This window comes from Nocardiopsis sp. Huas11, assembly GCF_003634495.1.
Classification (GTDB): Bacteria; Actinomycetota; Actinomycetes; order Streptosporangiales; family Streptosporangiaceae; genus Nocardiopsis.
The window spans coordinates 427,861-447,328 of the sequence record NZ_RBKY01000001.1; the positions used below are offsets into that span (position 1 = coordinate 427,861).

General features: G+C 71.2%; 18 protein-coding genes and 2 tRNA genes. 6 read left to right on the forward strand and 14 right to left on the reverse strand.

Annotated elements, in window-relative coordinates; genetic code table 11:
- Positions 1 to 46 precede the first annotated feature (46 nt).
- The 3 genes from DFP74_RS01890 to DFP74_RS01900 all read right to left on the reverse strand — a co-directional run bounded on the left by DFP74_RS01890 (position 47) and on the right by DFP74_RS01900 (position 3,624).
- Entirely contained in the window at positions 47 to 538 is a 492-nt protein-coding gene (locus DFP74_RS01890; RefSeq protein ID WP_121180118.1) for a hypothetical protein, read from the reverse strand.
- A 171-nt stretch (positions 539 to 709) separates the two neighbouring features.
- Complete coding sequence (locus DFP74_RS01895) at positions 710 to 2,041, reverse strand: cyclopropane-fatty-acyl-phospholipid synthase family protein (protein ID WP_121187967.1); 1,332 nt, start codon at positions 2,039 to 2,041, stop codon at positions 710 to 712.
- A gap of 128 nt (positions 2,042 to 2,169) precedes the next feature.
- Complete coding sequence (locus tag DFP74_RS01900) at positions 2,170 to 3,624, reverse strand: FAD-binding protein (RefSeq protein WP_121180119.1); 1,455 nt, start codon at positions 3,622 to 3,624, stop codon at positions 2,170 to 2,172.
- 334 nt (positions 3,625 to 3,958) lie between these two features.
- Between DFP74_RS01900 and DFP74_RS01905 the strand changes: the two genes are divergently transcribed.
- Positions 3,959 to 4,726, forward strand: a complete 768-nt coding sequence (locus DFP74_RS01905) for a glutamate racemase (RefSeq protein ID WP_199725444.1) — start codon at positions 3,959 to 3,961, stop codon at positions 4,724 to 4,726.
- Here the strand turns inward: DFP74_RS01905 and DFP74_RS01910 are convergent.
- A complete protein-coding gene (locus DFP74_RS01910; protein WP_121180121.1) occupies positions 4,678 to 6,195 on the reverse strand; it encodes a hypothetical protein in 1,518 nt (505 codons plus the stop codon). The genes DFP74_RS01905 and DFP74_RS01910 overlap by 49 nt on opposite strands.
- Before the next feature lie 193 nt (positions 6,196 to 6,388).
- Between DFP74_RS01910 and DFP74_RS01915 the strand changes: the two genes are divergently transcribed.
- Both DFP74_RS01915 and DFP74_RS01920 read left to right on the forward strand, forming a co-directional pair.
- Complete coding sequence (locus tag DFP74_RS01915) at positions 6,389 to 6,736, forward strand: hypothetical protein (protein ID WP_121180122.1); 348 nt, start codon at positions 6,389 to 6,391, stop codon at positions 6,734 to 6,736.
- 155 nt (positions 6,737 to 6,891) lie between these two features.
- Positions 6,892 to 7,419 (forward strand): DUF6315 family protein, encoded by a 528-nt coding sequence (locus DFP74_RS01920; protein WP_121180123.1) that lies wholly within the window; start codon positions 6,892 to 6,894, stop codon positions 7,417 to 7,419.
- Between the two features lie 485 nt (positions 7,420 to 7,904).
- Here DFP74_RS01920 and DFP74_RS01925 read toward each other — a convergent pair whose 3' ends face one another.
- From DFP74_RS01925 to DFP74_RS01950, 6 genes are all read right to left on the reverse strand, one after another.
- Positions 7,905 to 9,989: an ATP-dependent DNA helicase gene (locus tag DFP74_RS01925; RefSeq protein WP_121180124.1), complete on the reverse strand. Its 2,085-nt coding sequence runs from the start codon at positions 9,987 to 9,989 to the stop codon at positions 7,905 to 7,907.
- Between the two features lie 76 nt (positions 9,990 to 10,065).
- Entirely contained in the window at positions 10,066 to 10,338 is a 273-nt protein-coding gene (locus tag DFP74_RS01930; protein ID WP_121180125.1) for a hypothetical protein, read from the reverse strand.
- A gap of 295 nt (positions 10,339 to 10,633) precedes the next feature.
- Positions 10,634 to 11,197, reverse strand: coding sequence for a dihydrofolate reductase family protein (locus DFP74_RS01935; protein WP_121180126.1), 564 nt, complete (start codon positions 11,195 to 11,197; stop codon positions 10,634 to 10,636).
- Between the two features lie 395 nt (positions 11,198 to 11,592).
- Positions 11,593 to 11,665, reverse strand: a tRNA-Ala gene (locus DFP74_RS01940).
- A 161-nt stretch (positions 11,666 to 11,826) separates the two neighbouring features.
- Complete coding sequence (locus DFP74_RS01945) at positions 11,827 to 12,246, reverse strand: CBS domain-containing protein (RefSeq protein ID WP_121180127.1); 420 nt, start codon at positions 12,244 to 12,246, stop codon at positions 11,827 to 11,829.
- A gap of 307 nt (positions 12,247 to 12,553) precedes the next feature.
- Positions 12,554 to 12,626 (reverse strand) — tRNA-Ala (locus tag DFP74_RS01950).
- 144 nt (positions 12,627 to 12,770) lie between these two features.
- Here DFP74_RS01950 and DFP74_RS01955 point away from each other — a divergent pair.
- On the forward strand, positions 12,771 to 13,064 hold the full coding sequence (locus DFP74_RS01955) for a co-chaperone GroES (RefSeq protein ID WP_121180128.1): 294 nt from the start codon (positions 12,771 to 12,773) through the stop codon (positions 13,062 to 13,064).
- A gap of 36 nt (positions 13,065 to 13,100) precedes the next feature.
- Here DFP74_RS01955 and DFP74_RS01960 read toward each other — a convergent pair whose 3' ends face one another.
- Positions 13,101 to 13,688 (reverse strand): TetR/AcrR family transcriptional regulator, encoded by a 588-nt coding sequence (locus DFP74_RS01960; RefSeq protein WP_121180129.1) that lies wholly within the window; start codon positions 13,686 to 13,688, stop codon positions 13,101 to 13,103.
- Between the two features lie 120 nt (positions 13,689 to 13,808).
- On the opposite strand from DFP74_RS01960, the gene DFP74_RS01965 reads away from it, so the two are divergent.
- Complete coding sequence (locus DFP74_RS01965; protein ID WP_121187968.1) at positions 13,809 to 15,560, forward strand: ABC transporter ATP-binding protein; 1,752 nt, start codon at positions 13,809 to 13,811, stop codon at positions 15,558 to 15,560.
- 50 nt (positions 15,561 to 15,610) lie between these two features.
- Here DFP74_RS01965 and DFP74_RS01970 read toward each other — a convergent pair whose 3' ends face one another.
- Entirely contained in the window at positions 15,611 to 16,543 is a 933-nt protein-coding gene (locus DFP74_RS01970; protein ID WP_121180130.1) for a zinc-binding dehydrogenase, read from the reverse strand.
- A gap of 93 nt (positions 16,544 to 16,636) precedes the next feature.
- On the opposite strand from DFP74_RS01970, the gene DFP74_RS01975 reads away from it, so the two are divergent.
- Positions 16,637 to 17,233: a TetR family transcriptional regulator gene (locus DFP74_RS01975; protein WP_121180131.1), complete on the forward strand. Its 597-nt coding sequence runs from the start codon at positions 16,637 to 16,639 to the stop codon at positions 17,231 to 17,233.
- A gap of 160 nt (positions 17,234 to 17,393) precedes the next feature.
- Here DFP74_RS01975 and DFP74_RS01980 read toward each other — a convergent pair whose 3' ends face one another.
- On the reverse strand, positions 17,394 to 18,497 hold the full coding sequence (locus tag DFP74_RS01980) for an IS630 family transposase (RefSeq protein WP_121180132.1): 1,104 nt from the start codon (positions 18,495 to 18,497) through the stop codon (positions 17,394 to 17,396).
- A 64-nt stretch (positions 18,498 to 18,561) separates the two neighbouring features.
- Positions 18,562 to 19,461, reverse strand: coding sequence for a transposase (locus DFP74_RS01985; protein ID WP_121180133.1), 900 nt, complete (start codon positions 19,459 to 19,461; stop codon positions 18,562 to 18,564).
- Between the last annotated feature and the right edge of the window lie 7 nt (positions 19,462 to 19,468).

Sequence of the window (19,468 nt, forward strand, 5' to 3'; positions counted from 1 at the left end):
AGGGGGCGAGCCCTTGACGAGGGCCGCGGCCGCTCGCGCCGCCCGGTCAGTCCTCCTCGTCCAGTCCCATGACCTGGCGCAGGGTGGAGACGAGTTCGGCCCGCTTGTACACCGCCAGACCGATGGCGGCGCTGAACGCGGCGAGCATGTGCACGTAGACCATGGGGTCGCCCCGGGTGAAGCGCTCGGCGGCCTCCTCCTCGCCCACGGAGTGCGCCTCCCACGCGGTGGAGACGGCGAACTCGAGTTCGGGCGGGAGCATCTCGGCGACGGTGCGCGCCACCGCCTCACGGGAGTCGGCCGGCTTCCACACCACGCCGGTCTGCTGCACCCGTCGGCTGAGGAAGGCCGCGACGACCTTGAGCTCCGAGGTGAGCAGGTCGGCGTCGGCCTCGGCGCGGGGCAGGGCCCGGTCGAGCTCGTCGCGGTTGTGGTCGGCGTAGGCGCCGACCAGCGCGATCGCGGTCTCCTTGACGTGGGCGGGCGGGTCGGACGCGGGTGTCTGGTCGCCCTGGGGTGCGTTGTCGTCAGAGGACACGGACGGAGTCCCTTCACATGGCTGTGCGGAGTGGTGCGGGTCCCATCATGCCGCCAAGCCGGGGGCCTCGGGGCACGACAAGCCGGGAACCGCGGGGGCACGACGAGCCGGGGCCCGCCCCTCACGCGCCGCCGACGGTCGGCGCCGCGTGCGAGGCGGGCCCCGGAGGCGTCAGAACCGCGGACGCAGGGGCATGTGGGCCTCGGTGCCGTCGAGTTTCACACCGAGGATCTGGTGCAGCTGTACGACGTCCTTCTCGAATCCCACGACGCAGCCGGCCATGTAGAGCCGCCACACGCGGGCGGTGCCCTCCCCGACCAGGGCCACGGCCTCGTCCCAGTTCCGGTCCAGGTTCGCGCTCCAGTGGCGCAGGGTCAGGGCGTAGTGCTCCCGCAGGTTCTCCTGGTGGCGGATCTCGAACCCGGCGTCGTTCATCTCGCGCTGGATCAGGGCCGGCCCCTCCAGCTCACCGTCGGGGAACACGTACCGGTTGATGAAGCCCTTGGGGTCCATCGGCTTGAGGTCGTTGCGCGGGCGGGTGATGCAGTGGTTGAGCAGGCGTCCGCCGGGGACGAGCTTGGCGTACAGCGAGTCGAAGTAGGAGCCGAGGTTGCTGGCGCCGACGTGCTCGGTCAGACCGATGGAGCTGATCCGGTCGTAGCTGGCGTCGGGCACGTCCCGGTAGTCCATGTGGCGGACTTCCGCCAGCTCCGAGAGCCCCTCCTGGGCGATCCGCTTGGCCGCCCACTCCGCCTGCTCCTTGGACAGGGTGACGCCGAGGGCGCGCACGCCGTGCTCGCGGGCCGCGTGCATGACCATGCCGCCCCAGCCGCAGCCCACGTCCAGCAGGCGCATGCCCTCCTGGAGGCCGAGCTTGCGCGAGACGAGCTCGTACTTGCGGAACTGGGCGCTCTCCAGCGCGCCGCCCCCGTGCTTGCCGGCGTCCTCGCCGGCGCCCTTCGCCCCGGCCGCCGACTCGCCCACGCGCTCCAGGGCGCCGTCGGCCTCGTCGAAGACGGCGCACGTGTAGGTCATCGACGGGCCCAGGACCAGCTCGTAGAAGTCGTTGCCCACGTCGTAGTGGTGGTGGATGGCCTCGGCGTCCCGCCGCTTGGAGTGGCGCCAGCCCAGGCCCGCGAGCCTGCCCCGGGTCACCTCCTGCGGCGGCGGGGCCACCCGGTTGACGAACTTGACCCATCCCACCGACCGCACGATCCCCGCGATGTCGCCGACGGAGAGGTTGACGCCCTCCGCGAAGGCGAAGTCCGCCATCCTGCGCAGGGCGGTGTACATGTCACCTTCGAGATCGAGGTGACCGGACACGTACGCGCGCGTCAGCCCGACGGCGTTGGGCGACTGGGCCAGGTAGTTGACCGCCACCGGCGTCCGCACGTGGAGGGCGACGTCGCTGTTCGGGTCCCCGGCGGTGCTGCCGTCGTAGGCGGTGAACCGGATGGGGGCGTCCCGGCCGACGACCCTCTCGAAGATCTCCGCAAGCCGCATGCTCTCGTCCTTCCTCTCGTGGACGCGGCCCATCCCCTCGGGTCGCCTCCCGCTGTTGGTCTACTGCGGTGTGCTCGACCGCCCGGCCCGTGCTGCCCCGACTGCGGACCACGGCCGGCGGTCGCGCGCTAGCGGTTGCCCACGCACTTGGCGTACAGGTCCAGGAGCCGCCCCCCGGGGTCGTAGGTCTGTTTGAGGCCCGAGTAGGCCGTCCCGTTGTAGAGGCTCCAGAACTCGTCCTCGGTGTAGAAGGCGTCCGAGTACAGGGACTTGTGGCCGCCCAATCGGGCGACCTCCTCCTCCACCCGGCGGTTGTGGTGGGCCCGGCGCTGGCCGGGAAGCATGTCGACCAGTCCCCAGAAACCGAAGTTCACGTAGAGGCGGTCGTTCTCCAGGGGGTAGAGCGGCCAGACGTGCTCGTCGCTCCCGCCCAGGGCGGGCCGGCGCGGCTCGCTGAGCTTGAGCGGGCACATCCAGACCGGTGTCATACCGATCTCGGAGTGGAAGAAGTCCAGGAACTCCGCGCCGCGCTCGACGCCGACCTCGATGTCCTGGATGAGCGGCTCCTGGGGGCGCTTGCCGCGGTAGTGGGTCAGGAGCCGGAAGAAGTCGGTGCGCCGGTCCCAGGCGACGAGCCGGCGGTAGACGTCCGAGCGCTTGAGCGCCCGGGGCCACAGCGGCCGCACGAGGGGGTGCTGGGTGCCGAAGGCGCGCGAGCACCAGAACCAGTCGGTGTCCCACCGCCACAGGTAGTCGTGGACGGTGAGGTAGTCGCCGGGCCCGTTCCCGGCGTAGCGCGGGATCGACTTGTAGTAGACGTCGTTGCCCGTGTAGTCGCTCACCCACGGCGCCTGGTCGGTGAAGCGGGCGACGGTGAGGTAGAGCTCGTCGGGCCCGAAGGCCACCCCGTCCACGAAGTCGACCGGCTGCCCGTCGTGCTCGGCGTCGGCGCAGATCCGCGCCAGGGCGTCCATGCACTCGGCGGCGTCGGAGAAGCGCAGGTGCCGCAGGTTCACGTAGGCGGAGACCGGTTCCAGCTCGATGCGCAGGCGCAGGCTGTAACCGAGGGTGCCGTAGGAGTTGGGGAACCCGTAGAAGAGGTCGCTGTGCTCGTTGTCGCGCGTGGCCGTGACGACGTCGCCCGACCCGGTGAGGATCTCCATCTCCTGGACCCCCTCGTGGGGCAGTCCGCTGCGGAAGGAGGAGGACTCGATGCCCAGGCCGGTGACCGCCCCGCCCACGGTGATGGTGCGCAGCTGCGGCACGACGGTGGGCATCAGTCCGTGCGGGAGGGTCGCGGCGACGAGGTCCTCGTAGGTGGTCATGCCGCCGACGTCGGCGAGGCGTTCCACCGGGTCGATGGCGATGACCCCGGAGAAGGCGGACACGTCGAGGGAGGGCGCCGAGGAGGGTTCCCGGAAACGGAAGAGGTTGGACGTGGGCTTGGCGAGCCGGACGGGCGCGTCCTGCGGAAGCGCCCGGAAGTCGCGGCGCAGCCGTTGGACCGCGGCGATGTGCTCGGCGAAGCCGGCCCGCGCTCCGGCGGGGGCGCTCTTGCTCGTTCCCTGTTGGTGAGGTGTCATCCCAGCTCTTCCAGTATCGGCACGAGTGACGCGCGAGGTGGATCAGCCGGCACCGGACCTGGGTCCGGCGCTGCCGGCCCGGCACTGCCACACATGCCGGAACGGACCGATCCCCTCAGTTCTACCTATGGGTAACGGTCTTGTGCCACCCCATTTGTGACGTGTCTTGACCGAAGACCCGCGGGCGTGTGCCGGGGGTGGTGCCGGGGCCTGCGGTTTCGCGATGACACGGCGGGTATTCCAGTGACCGGTGTTGCCTGGGCCACGACGCACGCGGTCATGGCATGACGAGGTCAGCGGAGCCGGTGAGGGGGGCCGACTAGGATCAGGACTCGTGCGCATCGTTCTCGTTGATTCCGGAATCGGCATGCTCTCCACCGCCGCGGCCCTGCGCGCCGCGCGGCCCGACGCCGATCTGGTCCTGTCCATGGATCCCGACCACATGCCCTGGGGGCTGCGGACTCCGGACGAGGTGATCGGCCGCCTCCTGGCCGGAGCGCGCGCCGCACAGGGCGGGGAGGCCGACGCGGTCGTGGTGCCGTGCAACACCGCTTCGGTGCACGCGCTGGACGCCCTGCGGGCCGAGTTCGAGCCGCGGGTCCCCGTGATCGGGACGGTGCCGGCGATCAAGCCCGCGGCCGCCGCGGGCGGTCCCATCGCGGTGTGGTCCACGGTCGCCACAACCCGCAGCAGGTACCAGAGCCGACTCGTCGAGACGTTCGCGGAGGGAGTGGACGTCACCCCCGTGGCCTGCGCCGGACTGGCCGAGGCCGTGGAGTCGGCCGATCCGCGGGCGATCGCCGAGGCCGTCGACTACGCCGCCGGGCTGACGCCCGCCGCCGTGCGCGGGGTGGTGCTCGGCTGCACGCACTACGACCTGGTCGGTGCGCGGATCACCGAGGCACTGGGCGAGGTGGCCCTGTACAGTGCCGCCGACGCGGTGGCGGCGCAGACGCTGCGCCGGATCGGCGACGTTCCCTTCGGCGACTCGGCGGGCACCGTGCGCGTGCTGGCCAGTGGCCGCCCGTCGCCGATGCCCGCCGCCGCGCTGGCCTATCCGGCCGGGCGCGCGCTGGCCGCCGCGCCGACCTCCGCCCTGTAGTCCTCGCCCGTCAGCGCGCCCGCGGCGAGCGTGCGCACGAGGGTGCGCACTCCCGCGGTGTCGTTGTCGTGCAGCAGGGTCTCCAGCAGTGACAGCGCCGCCCGCTGGTCGCCCGGCTGCTCCCGTACGTGCCGCCACTGGGGCGCGGTGGCCGCGTCGGAGAGCATGAGCGTGCGCCCGACCTGGCCCAGCGCGGCCAGCAGCGGAGTGTCGTGGGGCATCGCGGCCAGGGCCGCGTTGACCTGCTCGGCCTGCTGTTCGGGGTTGATCTCCTCCACGGGCTGCGCGCGCAGGAACTCCAGGATCCGGTCCGCGGGCACCAGTGGCTGGACCGGCGGCATGGCGCCGACCAGGGCGCGCGCCTCGGCCAGGTCGCCGAAGATCTCCTCGGTCCGGGACAGCTCGCCGATGAGCCGTTCGGCCCGCTGCGCGGAGCAGGAGGCGACCCAGTGCGCGCCGCGCCCGGTCGCGAGCCGGGTGGCGGCCAGAGCGAGCTCGGCGCCGCGGCGGGGCGCCCCCACCCGTTCGAAGTAGCGCGACCAGGTGGTGACGCGCACGCCCAGCCGCCAGTCGTTGCGGACCGAGCCCAGGGACACCAGGTTCTCCACGGCCTCCGTCCAGGCGGGGCGCAGGCGCGGGAACGCCTCGGCCTCCTCGACGGTGGGCAGCACCATGATGGCCTCGCGCGGGTCGCACGAGCCGATGCGGGCCAGCCAGGACAGCAGGCGTGCCCGCTCGAAGCGGATGGTGCGGCGCAGGGCCGTGCGGCGCGGGTCGTTCGGCTCGCCGAGCGAGAGCTCGGCCTCCATCCGGTCGAGCGCCTCCAGGGCGTCGGTGTGCTTGTCCTGGTAGCGGAGCGCGCGCACCAGGGTGAGCACGCCCTCGGCGCCGAACAGGGCCGGGCCCGTGGCGGTGTGCTCGTAGCGGCGCAGTTCGGCCTCGGCGCGGTCGGGCGCGTCCTCGTCCACGAGCAGGTTCACCCGGGCGAGGGTGAACGCGGGCCAGGCCGGGGTGCGCTCCCAGCCGGCCAGCCGCCTGGACGAGAGCAGTTCGCGGCGCAGGTCGGTCGTCCCCCGCGCGTCGACGTTGGCGTGGCAGGCGACCAGCGTGTGCAGGGAGGAGACCGGCAGCGGTCCGTGCGCGAGCGGTTCGGGCTCCTCCGCGGCCGCCGCCGCGGCCTGGTCGAGCGCGCGGCTCCCCTCCGCGAGCGCCCCGGTGCGCACGGCCAGCGGCCAGTGCGCGAGATAGTGCAGCGTCGCGGGACCGAGGACCCCCGGTACCCCGGACTCACCCGCTTCGGCGGCCAGACGGCGCGCCCTGCGCAGCGCCGACCGGGCCACCGCTTCCACCCGTACCGTCTCCCCGGCCTCGGCGAGGACGGGCAGGCCCGTCACCGCGTCGGCGAGTTCCTCCTGGCCGGCGGCCCGAAGACGGCGTCCTGTCTCTCCCGCCCATGTCCACATCGGCATGTTCTCTCCCCCTGTACTACCGTGTGAGAACAGAACGTAGCAGCGTGGTGACGGAGTTGTCCGGGGAACGCTGGAACCCGGTGCAGCATGGGGTTCGAGGGGCCGATTCGGGATGGACACGGACCGATAGACTCTGTTCCACAGATGGTGCCCCGGCGGGGTGTCCGAGAGCCGAGAAGGGACAGGAACGCCGATGGGATGGCGAGACCGCTTCGGACTCCGCAAGGCCAACCGCAAGGGCAAGGCGCGTTTCGACCGGGCCTCCGAGGATTCGGACATCACGGCGTTGATCGAGTTCGCCAAGAGCCGGGTGGGCGTGGAGTTCTACGTCGAGCCCGAAACCTTCGCCACGACGACCACGGCCGTGGCGGTGGCCACCGACGGCGAGTGGATCCGCCGCAGGTGCGGCTCACCGGACGTCATCCGCAAGGTGGCACGGAATCTGGCCGCGCCGGCCTATGACGTGCAGATCGTCGGATACCCCCAGCGCATGCGCGACTGGAGCGCGCGCAACAAGCGGGGCCTGTCCCTGGACGAGTGAGTCCGGACACCTCGGGCCCGCGCGCGAGTGCGGCCCGAAACCCGCGGCCGCGTCATTTTGGGCATTGATGACGACACCTTGCCGCGACTTCCTCCCCGAACGGGTTCCCTCACGGGGGCAATCCGTCGCATACTCGCCTGGGAGGGGGGACGCTGATGAAGCAGGATCTCACAGCCCTGTGCTGCGAATGCGGCATGAAGCGCGTGGTGAGCGACTACCAGAGCGTGGGCGAGGCACAGTCCGCCTACGGGCTCGCCCGCTGTGTCGTGTGGCGCAAGTGCCGTGCGTGCGGCTACCGCACCTACCACGCCTATCTGCGAGCCGACGAGGAGCGCGACGAGCTGGAGGACGCCCTCCGCTTGGACGGCGCCCTGGCCGCCGAGGCACTGGACGAAGAGGTGGAGCAGCTGCGGCTGTGCGGGGTCGACATCGGCCACGCCCCGGTCCCGGCGATCTGGGACGGCCAGTCCGTGGGCATGGTGACCCAGCGGCTGACCGACCACGCCTACTCGATCGTGCTGGACCCCGAGGCCTCGGTGGTCTCACGGCTCAAACTCATCGACATGATGTGGAACGAGCTCCTGGTGGGCGATCACGACGACCGCTGGTACATCCAGGAGTCCGAGGACGACAAGACCCCCGGATACGCGGTGCGCCTCTTCGGCTACCGCACCCGCGGCTAGGGCGTGTATGACGGATGCCGCCCGTCGCGAGCGGCGCATCCAGTGGTGGCCTCGCAAGGCCGAAGAAGGAAGCATCCTGGTGTGGCTGTTGACTGATGAGAACGCAGTGAGGGTGCCGCTGGGGCGTCGCGCAGCAGGGTGAGTGTCCGTCATACACGCCCTAGCTAGGGCGCGTTCTCCGAAGCGTTCCGGGCTCGCGACCGTCAGGTCCGCCTCGCGCCGCGCCCGCGCTCATGCGCCGCGGGCAGGACCGAACGTCGCCCCTCCCCGTGCGAGGGACGGCCTGGCGGCCGCGAGCCCACCCGGAAGCCTCCAGAAGAACACGGCCTGACTGTGCCCTTCGTGGGCCGCCGCGCGTGCCCACGCCGTCGCCCGTCACCACCCCCGACGGACGTCTTCGGCGCGGTCCTTCCTGCTTCGGCCCGTGCTCGGGCACCTCGGAGCTGAACACGCCTCCGGGCCCCAGAACCCGTCGGCGCCGTCGCTCAGCCCGCCGCGGGCGCGGGAGCGGGAGCGGTCCGGCCGGAGAGCCGGCGCAGCGCGGAGCGGGCCACGGACGGGTCCGTGGTCCCCCAGTAGGGAGGCAGCGACGCGCGCAGGAACCCGCCGTACCGGGCCGTGGCCAGGCGCGGGTCCAGCACCGCGATGACACCGCGATCGTCGGTGGCCCGCAGCAGACGCCCGGTGCCCTGGGCGAGGAGCAGCGCCGCGTGCGTGGCCGCCACCGCCAGGAATCCGTTGCCCCCGTGCGCGCCCACCGCGCGCTGTCGGGCCGAGGCGAGCGGGTCGTCCGGGCGCGGGAACGGGATACGGTCCACGATCACCAGCGACAGTGAGGGCCCGGGGACGTCGACGCCCTGCCACAGCGAGAGCGTGCCGAACAGGCAGGCCCGCTCGTCGTCGGCGAAGCGGCTGACCAGCTGCCCGGTGGAGTCGTCCCCCTGGCACAGGATCGGGTGGTCCAGCCGTTCCCGGAGCGCGTCGGTGGCCTGCTGGGCCGCCCGCATCGAGGAGAACAACCCGAGGGTGCGGCCGTCGGCCGCCTCGATGAGCTCGGCGATCTCGTCGAGGTAGGCGTCGGCGAGACCGTCCCGCCCCGGCGGGGGCAGGTGTTTGGCCACGTAGAGGATGCCGCTGCGGGCGTGCTCGAAGGGCGACCCCACGTCCAGCGCGCGCCAGCGCGGTTCGCCGGCGGCGCGGTGCGGGCCGTCGTCGTCCTCGGTACCGGACGCGGACTCCTGTTTCGGCGCCTTGACCGCCTTCGCCGCCTCGGCCTCCTCGGCGACCTCGCGGCCCAGGCCCCACTGGTGGGCCAGCGCGGAGAACGAACCGCCGAGGGTGAGCGTGGCGGAGGTGAGCACGACGGTGCGGTCACCGAAGAGCTTCTCCCGCAGCAGCCCGCCCACCGCCAACGGGGCGACGCTGATCGACGGCGGCCGCGACGGCGCCTTGGTGAGCCAGACGATGTCGGTGCGGTCGCGCAGTGCGGGCTCGAAGGACTCCAGGATGCGCACGGCGGTGTCGTGGACCTCGCCGAGCGCGGCCAGGGCGAGCTTGCGGTCCGTGGCGGAGTCCGGGTCCTGCTCCCCGGGCGAGGGACCGATGGCGGCGACGCAGGCCGAGGCGGCGTCGCGGACCGCCGCGACCGCGCCGGCCAGGCCGTCGTCGATGTGGTCCAGGCGTCCGTCGGGGACGTCGGTGAACATCAGGGCGAGCCCGTCGCCGCACTCGGTGAGGCGCTCGCTGATCCCCGGCTCGACCAGGCGGGCCGCCCGCTTGGCGGCCGTGCCGACGGAGCGTTCGGTGAGCGTCCCGGTGGCCACTGAGGTGGCGCGGTCGACGAGTTCGTGGGCCTCGTCGATCATGATCGTGTTGTGCTCGGGCAGGAGGTGGTTGCCCTGGGACATGTCGATGGCGAGCATGGCGTGGTTGGTCACCACGATGTCCACGCTCTGGGCGGCCTCGCGGGCGAACTCGGCGAAGCAGTCCTGGCCGAAGGCGCACACGCGTGCGCCGACGCACTCGTTGGCGCCCACCGACACCTGCCGCCAGGCCAGGTCGCTGACCCCGGGCACCAGTTCGTCGCGGTCGCCGCTCTCGGTCTCTTCGGACCACTCGTGCAGGCGCGTGACCTGTCGGCCCAGCGAGGACAACTGACGGGGGTCGAACAGCTCGCTGTCCTCGGCCTCGTCGTCGGCGGTCTGCAGGCGGTTGCGGCAGAGGTAGTTGCGGCGGCCCTTGAGCACGGCGAAGGTGGGCTCGCGGGGCAGCAGCGGGGCGAGCGCGGCGGCCAGGCGCGGCAGATCCCGATTGATGAGCTGGTTCTGCAGCGCGATGGTGGCGGTGGAGACCACGACGGTGGTCTCGTGGGCCAGCGCGTGTCTGACGGCGGGCACGAGGTAGGCCAGGGACTTACCGGTGCCGGTACCGGCCTGGACCACCAGGTGTTCGCGCTGGTCGACCGCCTCGGCCACGGCGTCGGCCATCTCTGTCTGGCCCTCACGGCGGGTGCCGCCCAGGGAACGGACGGCCGTGTCGAGCAGGGTGGAAACGTCGGGAAGATCTGCCACGCATCGACAGTACCGGCCCGGGACGACAGCCTCGGCTTCGTCCACAGGGCCGGTTCCGGGCCGACCCGGGTTCCGCTCAGCGCGGGTCGGCGAACGCGCGGCCGATCTCGACCTCGGCGCTCAACACGGTCGGCAGCAGCTCGGAGTCGATCCAGTCGCGCTGATCGGGACGCGCGGCGAGCCCGCGCGGCCCGAGGTCCTCGGCGAGCACGGACAGCGCGGCGCGGATCCGGCGCACGTGCGCCAGGTCGGGCGAGTCGGCGGGCCGACGGGGTGTGTGCTCGGCGAGGAGCGCGTAGCTGTCGGACAGCACCTGCTCGATCTTGTCGATCGCGGCGGCCCGGACCACCCGGTCCCATTCCGCGGTCGAGAAGGGCGCCGGGGCGGGCCGTGACGTGGAGGAGGCCGGGGCGGGGGCGGGATCCGTGTTCCGACAGTTCCGGCAGGCGACCGAGGACGCCGGTTCTCCGCGACGCGGAAAGAGCGGGAGGGAGATCAGATTCCACAGATTGCGCATAACGCCCCCGGATGTCTTGTGTTTGGGGTTATGTCTGCTTCGACGTGCCCGCTGTGGGACCGGTTCCCGGCCCCGGCCGATCGGGCCCCGGTCGGCGCTCGTCCAGCCCGGAGCCCGGTCGCCGGACTCAGCGGACGACGTCGAAGACCTGTTTCTGCACGCCGTTGGAGTACACCGCGTGCTCGACCAGGTTCAGCTTGGTGAGGTCCTTGTCGGCCTCGCTGAACAGGCGCTTGCCCGCGCCCAGGAGCAAGGGGTACACGAGCAGGTGGTAGCGGTCGACCAGCCCCGCGTCAGCGAGCGACGCGCCGAGTTCGGCGCTGCCGTGGACGATGATCGGACCGCCCTCGGTCCGCTTGAGCTCGGCGACGTCGTCGAGTGAGCGCAGGATCGTGGCGGGCCAGCGGGAGTCCTCTTCCGCGAGCGTGGTCGACACGACGTACCGCGGCATGGCGTTGTACTCGGCGAACTCCTCCATCGAGGGCCACACGGGAGCGAACGCCTCGTAGCTGCGGCGGCCCACCATCAGGGCGCCGGCCTCGTGCTGCTCACGCTCCTTGATCTCGAAGACCTTCTCGTCCATCTCCACGGCGTTGAAGGTCCAGCCGGTGTTGCGGTAGCCGGCCTCTCCGCCGGGTGCCTCCATGACCCCGTCGACGGACACGAACGCGGTGATGATCAGGGTGCGCATGGTGTTCTCCTCGCTCTTGCTTCCAGCCTTCACCCACTCGTCGATCGGGGCGAGCCGTTATCGACACGTCGGAAGAACTTTTTTCTCGGCGTGGGCTTCCATTGAAGGCCGAGCGCGCGCTCGATCACCACGAGAGGGGCGGCCGGGAGGCTCGGGAGTCGCCTCCCAGAGACACGAAGAGACGAGCTGCCAAGCGCGGTCACGCGCGAGCAGGGTCGTCTCGGAGAATCGGGGGTCCGGGGGTCGTCCCCCGAAAAGCAGAAGGCCCGCACGGGAGGTTGTGCAACAACCGACCATGCGGGCCCCACGGGGGTCTGGGGGTCGCCTCCCAGGAGAAACGACGAGACGGCCCGGCGAGCGCGGTCACGCGCGAGCAGGGTCGTCTCGGAGTCGAGTGGAGCTATGGGGATTCGAACCCCAGACCTCCTCCATGCCATGGAGGCGCGCTACCAACTGCGCCATAGCCCCGTGTGAAGCAACGGGAAAAGTCTACCGGACGGGGAGGCGTGGGCTGACCAGGCCTGGACCCCGGAACCGTGTGACCTGCCCGACTCCGCCAGCGGCCCGACCGGCGGGCCGCACACGGATGCTCCCGCGCACGAGCGGGGTCGCGCGCGGGAACGGTCCGGTCAGCGGTTGGGGTCGGCGGCGCTGACGTCGGCCAGCGCGGAGTCGCGATCGATCTCCACGGCGAGGTCGCCCATGGTCACGATTCCCACGACGTGGTCGTCCTCCACCACCGGCAGGCGGCGCACGGCGTCGTCGCGCATCCTGCGCACGGCGTCGGAGACACCGCTCTGCGGCGGCACGCTCACCACCACCGAGCTACAGATCGAACGGGCGCTCTGGGTCTCCGGGTCGCCCCCGGTCGCCAGACAGCGGACCACGATGTCGCGGTCCGTCAGGATGCCCACGGGACGGTCCCCCTCGGCGATGATCACATCGCCCACGTCCAGCTCACGCATCACCTCGGCGACCTCGCGCAGTGACGCCTCCGGGGCCATGGTCCGGACAGGGCTCGTCATTACGTCCGCAACGGTCTTCGCCATGTTCCTCCCCTTTCTCTCGACTGCGGTCCCATGTGGTCCCCTAGCCGATCCCCGCCTCGTGAAACATGGCCTGACCTGGCGGCCCGACCGGTGCACTGTGGTCTTCCACAGTCGGGCGCTGTGGCCCCTCCCGCGAGGTCGGCGGCCTCCGGGGGTCGTCCCCCGAAAAGCAGAAGGCCCGCACGGGAGGTCGAACAACAACCGACCATGCGGGCCCCACGGGGGTCTGGGGGTCGCACCCCAGGAGAAACGACGAGACGACCCGGCGAGCGCGGTCACGCGCGAGCAGGGTCGTCTCGGAGTCGAGTGGAGCTATGGGGATTCGAACCCCAGACCTCCTCCATGCCATGGAGGCGCGCTACCAACTGCGCCATAGCCCCTGGTATGCCGGGCGGTTTCCCCGCTCGGCGATGGCAATACTCTACCGGAGTCCGGGAGTGGGTCGGTCCATCGCCCGCCGGTCGATAGTCGGGTTCGGCTCCGAATACCCTGGAGTGGTGCCCGAATCCAAGCTTGAAATCCAGATGCTCCACGACCGCCTGCTGGTGAAGGCGGTTCCGGACAAGAGCGAGCGGCGCAGCAGTGCCGGACTGGTCATCCCCGACACCGTGAAGCTGGCCACCCGGCTCGCGTGGGGTGAGGTCTGCGGCGCCGGGACCGGCGCCCGACACGTCAAGACCGGCGACCGCGTGCTCTTCGACCCCGAAGAGCAGGGCGAGGTCGAACTCAACGGCGAGCGCTACGTCATCCTGCGCGAGCGCGACGTGCACGCGGTGGCCAACGAGGCTCCCGAGCGCGGCACCGGCCTCTACCTGTGACCCCCGCGCCACGCGGGGCGCCCTCGCCTGCCCCGATCAGCGCGCCTGTTCCTTCGACACGGCCTTGACCAGGGAGAGCAGGCACATGTTGAGCGCCTCGTACGCGGGCACCCGGGCGACCGCCACGTAGGACCATCCCGCGTACAGCCCAGCCCACAGGAGCTGCTGCGCCCACATCGGCGTGATCCTGGGGTCGATGGTGCCCTCCTCGTGACCCCGCTCCACCAGCTCGAACACGGCCAGCTCCCCCGGCCCGCAGTCCTCTTCGTCCCGCGCCTCGGTGTGGTCGTCGTTGCCGAACGCGAGCATGATCACCCGCTGCAGCGCGAAGTACTCCGCGATCAGGCGTGAGAACGCCTCCAGAGCGGTGCCCTCGGTGGTGCGCGCCCGCTCGGTGGCCTCCCGGATGAGCACCTCGGCGTAGTCACCGAGGGCGCACGTCAGGTCCGCGCGCTCGGGGAAGTAGCGCTGCAGGGTGCTGCGGGCCACGCCCGCCACTTCGGCCACCTCGGACAGCGGTGCCTTGGGGTTGTCGCCGAACACCCGGACCGCGGCTTCGAGGATCGCCCGGCGGGTCCGGGCACGCGTCCTCGTCTCTTCCTCTGCCGTCACGCTCTTCGCCATGCCTTCATCCTAGGCTTATCGGCCTTCGCTTGACAAAAATCGGTCATATGTGACCTAATTTAACTCATGAATGCTCCAGATGCGGCAACCTCTGAACCTGTTCGCTTCGCGCAGATGCGCGTGCTCTGGTCGTTCGTGCGACCCCACCGCCGCAAGCTCGCACTGAGCCTGGTCCTGGCGCTGCTCGGCTCGGCGCTGCAGCTGGCCAACCCGCTGGTGATCCGGCTCGTCCTGGACACCGTGTCCGAGGCGGGCGGCCTGATGATGCCGGTCGTGCTGCTGCTGGGCCTGTTCGTCGCCGGCTCCGTCTTCGGCATCTGGCACTGGATCATGGTCGGCACCATCGCCGAGAAGGTCGTCCTGGACGCGCGCACCGCGCTCGTGCGCCGCTACTTCCGCGCCGCCCTGATCCCGCTGTCCCGCCGGTCCTCCGGCGAGCTGGTCACCCGGGCCACCTCCGACACGGTGCTCCTGCGGGAGGCCGCCTCCAGCAGCATCATCAGCCTCATCAACGGCGGGGTGCTGCTCGTCGGGACGCTGGTCATGATGGGCATCCTGGATCTGGTCCTGCTCAGCGTCACCTTCACCGCGGTGCTCGTGGTCACCCTGCTCTTCCTCACCCTCATGCCCTCCATCGCCAAGGCCCAGGAACAGGCGCAGAACTCCCTCGGGCTCATGGGCGGGATCCTGGAGGGGTCCCTGCGCGCCATCCGCACGGTCAAGGTCAGCCGCGCCGAGGACCGCCTCGGGGGCCAGATCCTCGGCCACGCCCAGGACTCCGCCCGGCACGGCATCCGTTCGGTCAAGCGCGAGGCGGTCGCCTGGACCATCGCCTACGGCGGCGTGCAGCTGGCCATCATCGCGATCCTCGGCGTGGGGGCGCTGCGTGTGGGGTCGGGTGACATCGGGGTGTCCACGCTGATCGCCTTCCTGCTGTACGCGTTCACCCTCATGTCGCCCGTCATGGAGCTCTCCCAGAGCATGACCGCCCTGCAGTCGGGCCTGGCCGCCGCGCGCCGCATCCGGGACGTGGAGGCGGTCCCCCTCGAACCCGCCGCCGACGCCGTCGGGAGCCGCTCCCCCGCCACCGGCGGCGACGGTCCGCTGGTGGAGCTGCGCGGGGTCACCGCCCGCTACGCGCCGGGCGCCGAACCCGCCCTGGACCGGGTGGACCTGGCGATCCCCCGGCGCGGCCACACCGCGATCGTGGGCCCCTCCGGCGCGGGCAAGACGACCGTGTTCTCCCTGCTGCTGCGCTTCCTCGAACCCGAGGACGGCCGACTGGACCTGGACGGGTCCCCCTACCGGGAGTCGTCGCCGCAGGAGATCCGCGGGCGCTTCGCCTACGTCGAGCAGGACGCGCCCGTGGTGCCCGGCACCATTCGGGAGAACCTGCTGTTCACCAACCCCGACGCGACCGACGAGGAGGTCCGGCGGGTCCTGGACGAGGTCCGCCTGAGCGACAAGATCGACGCCCTGGACGCGGGCCTGGACTCCCCGCTGGACGCCACCTCGCTCTCCGGCGGCCAACGCCAGCGGATCGCCCTCGCCCGCGCCCTGCTGCGCACCCCCGACGCCCTGTTGCTGGACGAGGCGACCTCGCAGGTGGACGCCATCACCGAGGCCGCGATCACCGAGAGCGTCCGCCGCCACGCCGACCGCGCGGCCGTGGTGACCATCGCGCACCGCCTGTCCACGGTGATCCAGGCCGACGGCATCATCCTGATGGAGGCGGGTCGCGTGCGGGTCACCGGGACCCACGAGGAGCTTCTGGCCACGGACTCGCTCTACCGGGAGCTGGTCTCGGCCCTGCACATCGGCGACTCCGAACGGCTCGTGTCCCCGGACGCCGAGGAGGCGCCGGTCACCTGAATCACCGCCCGGCCCGCCCGTCGCCCACCACCGCCCGTGGCCCGCTCCGGCTACACGACGTCCAGGACCGCCTTGCCGTGCAGGCGGCGGCCGAGGAGCGCCTGGGCCGCCTCGTCGTAGCCGGTCCACGGGCCGCGTCGGCTGATCCCGGGGTCCAGGCGCCCCGCGGCCACCTCGGCCGCCAGCCAGGTCAGGTCGGCCGAGAAGTCGGTGGCGGGATCGCCGAACAGGAAGAACGTGCGGATCGACCGGTCATGCCGCCCCTCGGTGGCCACCAGGGCCTCGGGCGGGAGGACCGCGTCCGCTTCGGACGACCGGCCCACGCTCACCAGCACGCCCCCGGCCCGTACCGCGGCGAAGGCGTCCACCAGTTGTCGGCCGCCGACGTTGTCCAGTACCGCGAACACGGGCCGGTCCACCCGGGCCGGATCGGTGTGGACCTCGTGCGCGCCCAGCGCCCGCAGCCCTTCCTCCTGGGCGGGGTCGCCGCTGATCGCCACGACCTCCGCGCCCGCGCGGGCGGCGAGCTGCACCGCGTACCGTCCGACACCCCCGGAGGCACCGGTGACCATGACCCGGTGGCCGAGGAGCTGCCCCATCCGGCGCAGCACGTGCAGCGCGCTCAGGCCGGCGACCGGAACGGTGCTGACCGCGCCGAGGTCGGCGCCGTCCGGCACGACACCGAGCCGGGCGGCCGGCACCGCGCGCAGCTCGGCCCAGCCGGACTCGCCCAGGGTGACCACCGGGGTCCCCTCGGCCGGGCCCGATCCGTCGGCCGCGGCCCGGACCACCACGCCCGCCGCGTCCCAGCCGACCACGGTGCCGTCCGGCACCGCCGGATCGGTGGCGCCCCTCACCTCGCCGTAGTTGAGCGACACCGCCCGGACCCGCACCAGCGCCTCGTCCGGCGCGGGCACGGGATCGGCCGTCTCGGCCAGTGAGAGGTGGGCCTTCGCGGAGTGGTCGACGACGAGTGCGCGCACGGTCAGGTCTCCTTCGCATCAATGTGCCACAGTGTGGCATTTGCTCCATTGGAGCATACGCTCAATCCAAGCGCGTTCGCTACACTGCTCTCGATGACGACCTCCGAGCACCCCACCTCCCTGCGCGAGCGCAAGAAGCAGCGCACGCGCCAGGCCCTGGCGGACACGGCGCTCTCGGTGTTCGGCGAGCGCGGCTTCGACACCACGCCGCTCAACGACCTGCTCGACGCGGTGGAGGTGTCGAGGCGGACCTTCTTCCGCAACTTCCGCTCGAAGGAGGACGTCGCGCTCACCGCCGTCACCCAGCTCTGGAGCGCCTACCTCGATGTCCTGGACGAGGCCGACAGGTCCGGCCCGCTCGTCGACGTCTTCCGTGACGCGATGCTGACCACCCTCGACCGCATGGACGAGGACTGGTATCGGCGCTTCCCGCCCACGCTCAGGATGATCGAGCGGTCGCCCGCGCTGGAGGGGCACACGCTGCGGCACTGCTCGGAGGTCCAGAGGGAGATCGCGCACCGGCTGGGCGACCCCCACCGCCTCGAACTGCGGCTGCTCATCGAGTTCTGTGTGGCGACCTGGCGCTGCGCGCTGGACGAGTGGCTGCCCGACTGCGCCCCCGGCGAGCTGCCGGAGTGCGTGCGGCGCGCCTTCGCGGCCATGGACGACAGCCTGCGCCTGCCGGCCTAGGCCGTGTTTTTTGCAGCATTCCGGGCTCGCGGCCGCCAGGACCGCCTCTCGCGGCACCTCTGCGCTCGTCAAGCACCACCAGGCTGAACTTCGCACATCGGCTTGCGAGAGACGACCTGACGACCGCGAGCTCACCCGAAAGCCCGCAGAAAAACACGACCTAGTGTTCTGATTGGTTAGTTGGTTTGGTGATGCGTTGGCAGTACGAGGCGAGGGATTCGAGGATCTCCTCTGCGGTCTTGGTCCACACATAGGGTCGGGGATTCTCGTTCCAGGACGCGGCCCAGGCGCGGATGTCCTTCTCCAGGGCCTGGACGCTGCGATGGGTACCGCGGCGGATCAGCCGGTTGGTGATCTCGGCGAACCACCGCTCGACCAGGTTCAGCCAGGAGGAACTGGTCGGGATGAAGTGCAGGTGGAACCGGGGGTGGCGGACCAGCCACCGCTGGATCTCGGCCGTCTTGTGGGTGGCGTAGTTGTCCAGGATCAGGTGCACCTGCAGGTCCGCGGGGACCTCGCGGTCGATCTTGGCCAGGAACTTCTTGAACTCGATGGCGCGGTGGCGGCGGTGGATGGAGGTGATCACCTGGCCCGTGGCGGTGTCCAGCGCGGCGAACAGGCTGGTCACCCCGGCACGCACGTAGTCATGGGTGGCCCGCTCGGGGGTGCCGGGCATCATCGGCAGCACCGGTTGGGTGCGGTTGAGCGCCTGGATCTGGGACTTCTCGTCCACGCACAGCGCCACCGCCCGTTCAGGCGGGTCGAGGTAGAGGCCCACCACGTCGCGGACCTTGTCGATGAAGAACGGGTCGGTGGAGATCTTGAACGACTCCTGCCGGTGGGGCTGCAGGCCGAAGGCGTTCCAGATGCGCCACACCGCGTTCTGGGTCATGCCGGTGTGCTCGGCCATGGAGCGCGTGGACCAGTGGGTGTCAGGGGCGGGTGTGCTCTCCAGGGTCGCGGCCACCACCGCCTCCACCTGGGCGTCGGTGATCGTGCGCGGCCGGCCGGGCCGGGGTTCGTCGGTCAGGCCGTCCAAGCGGTGCTCGACGAAGCGCTGGCGCCACTTGGTCACCGTGGGCGCCGACACTCCTACCTCGCGGCGGACCTGGGCGTTGGACAGGCCCTGGGCGCAGGCGAGCACGATCCGGGCCCGCAGGGCCAGGTCCTGGGCGGTCTTGCGTCGTCTGATCCACCGCTGGAGCTCGGCGCGTTCTTGGTCGCTCAGCTCCAGCGGCGGCAGCTTCGGTCCAGGAGCACTCATCCCACAACCATAAACGAAATAACCAATCAGGACACTAGATCGTTGATGGGAAAATGTGTCCTGGTCAGTGGTCGTAAGCCACCAGCGACCGCTTGATGGGGGCTCCGATCTGCCAGTTGTGCCAGATCGCGGCGTTCAGAGCCAGGATCCTCTGACACACCCGAGCCCAAAGCCCTTCGGTGGTGCGGGCGTTGTGGCGCTCCAACCCCAGCTGGTTCTTCAGCGTCCAGATGATCGCTTCGATGCGCTGGCGCAGCCAGCCCGGGAACACCCGGGCCCTGTCCTTGGGCTCGTCCTTGCGCCGGGGCCGGATGAGCACGTGCCCCAGATCGGTGGCGGCCTGCTCGATTCCGGCCCCGGCGAAGCCCTTGTCGCACACGATCGGGCACGGCCCCGGGGCGCACTCCTGGACGTGGAGCAGGTGCAGCGCTTGTTTGCGCTCGTCCAGCTCTTTGGGGTGGGCCAGGGAGAAGGCCGTCACGGTGCCCTCGGCGGTGGTGACGAGCACGAGCTTGCACCCCCAGTAGAACCGGTGGTGGGAGGCATCACGCCCGTAGCCGCACATCTCGCCCAGACCGGAGCGTTCCACGGTGGTGCGCGAGGCCCCGCACGGCACGGGGGTGCCGTCCATCAGCCGCAGGTTGTCGTGCCAGGTCGGGGTGTGGCGGGCCAGCCATCCGATGGCGGTGAGCATGTGCGGGGCCAGGCGGGCCAGGTGCCGGTTGTACTCGGACTGGCCGGTCAGGCGGGGAAAGAGGTGGCCGATCCGAGCCGGGGCCACCCGTAGCCAGCGGCGTTCGTCGTCGCAGCGCAGCAGGACCTGGGCCACGGCCACACAGATCAGCTCCGCGTCGGTGAGCAGGCGCGGCCGGCCTGGTCCGCGGGCTTGCTTGGCAGAAGGGATCACATCGTCGTCCAGGTGGACGTAGAGTGCTGTCAGAAGGGCGTCAAGGTCAGTCTTCACACACCGA

What these genes read in the sequence shown, in the direction of transcription:
- DFP74_RS01915 (WP_121180122.1), top strand. Translation starts at nt 6,389, where the DNA reads ATGGGATGGCGAGACCGCTTCGGACTCCGCAAGGCCAACCGCAAGGGC.
- DFP74_RS01980 (WP_121180132.1), bottom strand. Translation starts at nt 18,497, where the DNA reads ATGAGTGCTCCTGGACCGAAGCTGCCGCCGCTGGAGCTGAGCGACCAA.
- DFP74_RS01900 (WP_121180119.1), bottom strand. Translation starts at nt 3,624, where the DNA reads ATGACACCTCACCAACAGGGAACGAGCAAGAGCGCCCCCGCCGGAGCG.
- DFP74_RS01945 (WP_121180127.1), bottom strand. Translation starts at nt 12,246, where the DNA reads ATGGCGAAGACCGTTGCGGACGTAATGACGAGCCCTGTCCGGACCATG.
- DFP74_RS01910 (WP_121180121.1), bottom strand. Translation starts at nt 6,195, where the DNA reads ATGCCGATGTGGACATGGGCGGGAGAGACAGGACGCCGTCTTCGGGCC.
- DFP74_RS01935 (WP_121180126.1), bottom strand. Translation starts at nt 11,197, where the DNA reads ATGCGCACCCTGATCATCACCGCGTTCGTGTCCGTCGACGGGGTCATG.
- DFP74_RS01975 (WP_121180131.1), top strand. Translation starts at nt 16,637, where the DNA reads ATGACGACCTCCGAGCACCCCACCTCCCTGCGCGAGCGCAAGAAGCAG.
- DFP74_RS01955 (WP_121180128.1), top strand. Translation starts at nt 12,771, where the DNA reads ATGCTCCACGACCGCCTGCTGGTGAAGGCGGTTCCGGACAAGAGCGAG.
- DFP74_RS01895 (WP_121187967.1), bottom strand. Translation starts at nt 2,041, where the DNA reads ATGCGGCTTGCGGAGATCTTCGAGAGGGTCGTCGGCCGGGACGCCCCC.
- DFP74_RS01920 (WP_121180123.1), top strand. Translation starts at nt 6,892, where the DNA reads ATGAAGCAGGATCTCACAGCCCTGTGCTGCGAATGCGGCATGAAGCGC.
- DFP74_RS01960 (WP_121180129.1), bottom strand. Translation starts at nt 13,688, where the DNA reads ATGGCGAAGAGCGTGACGGCAGAGGAAGAGACGAGGACGCGTGCCCGG.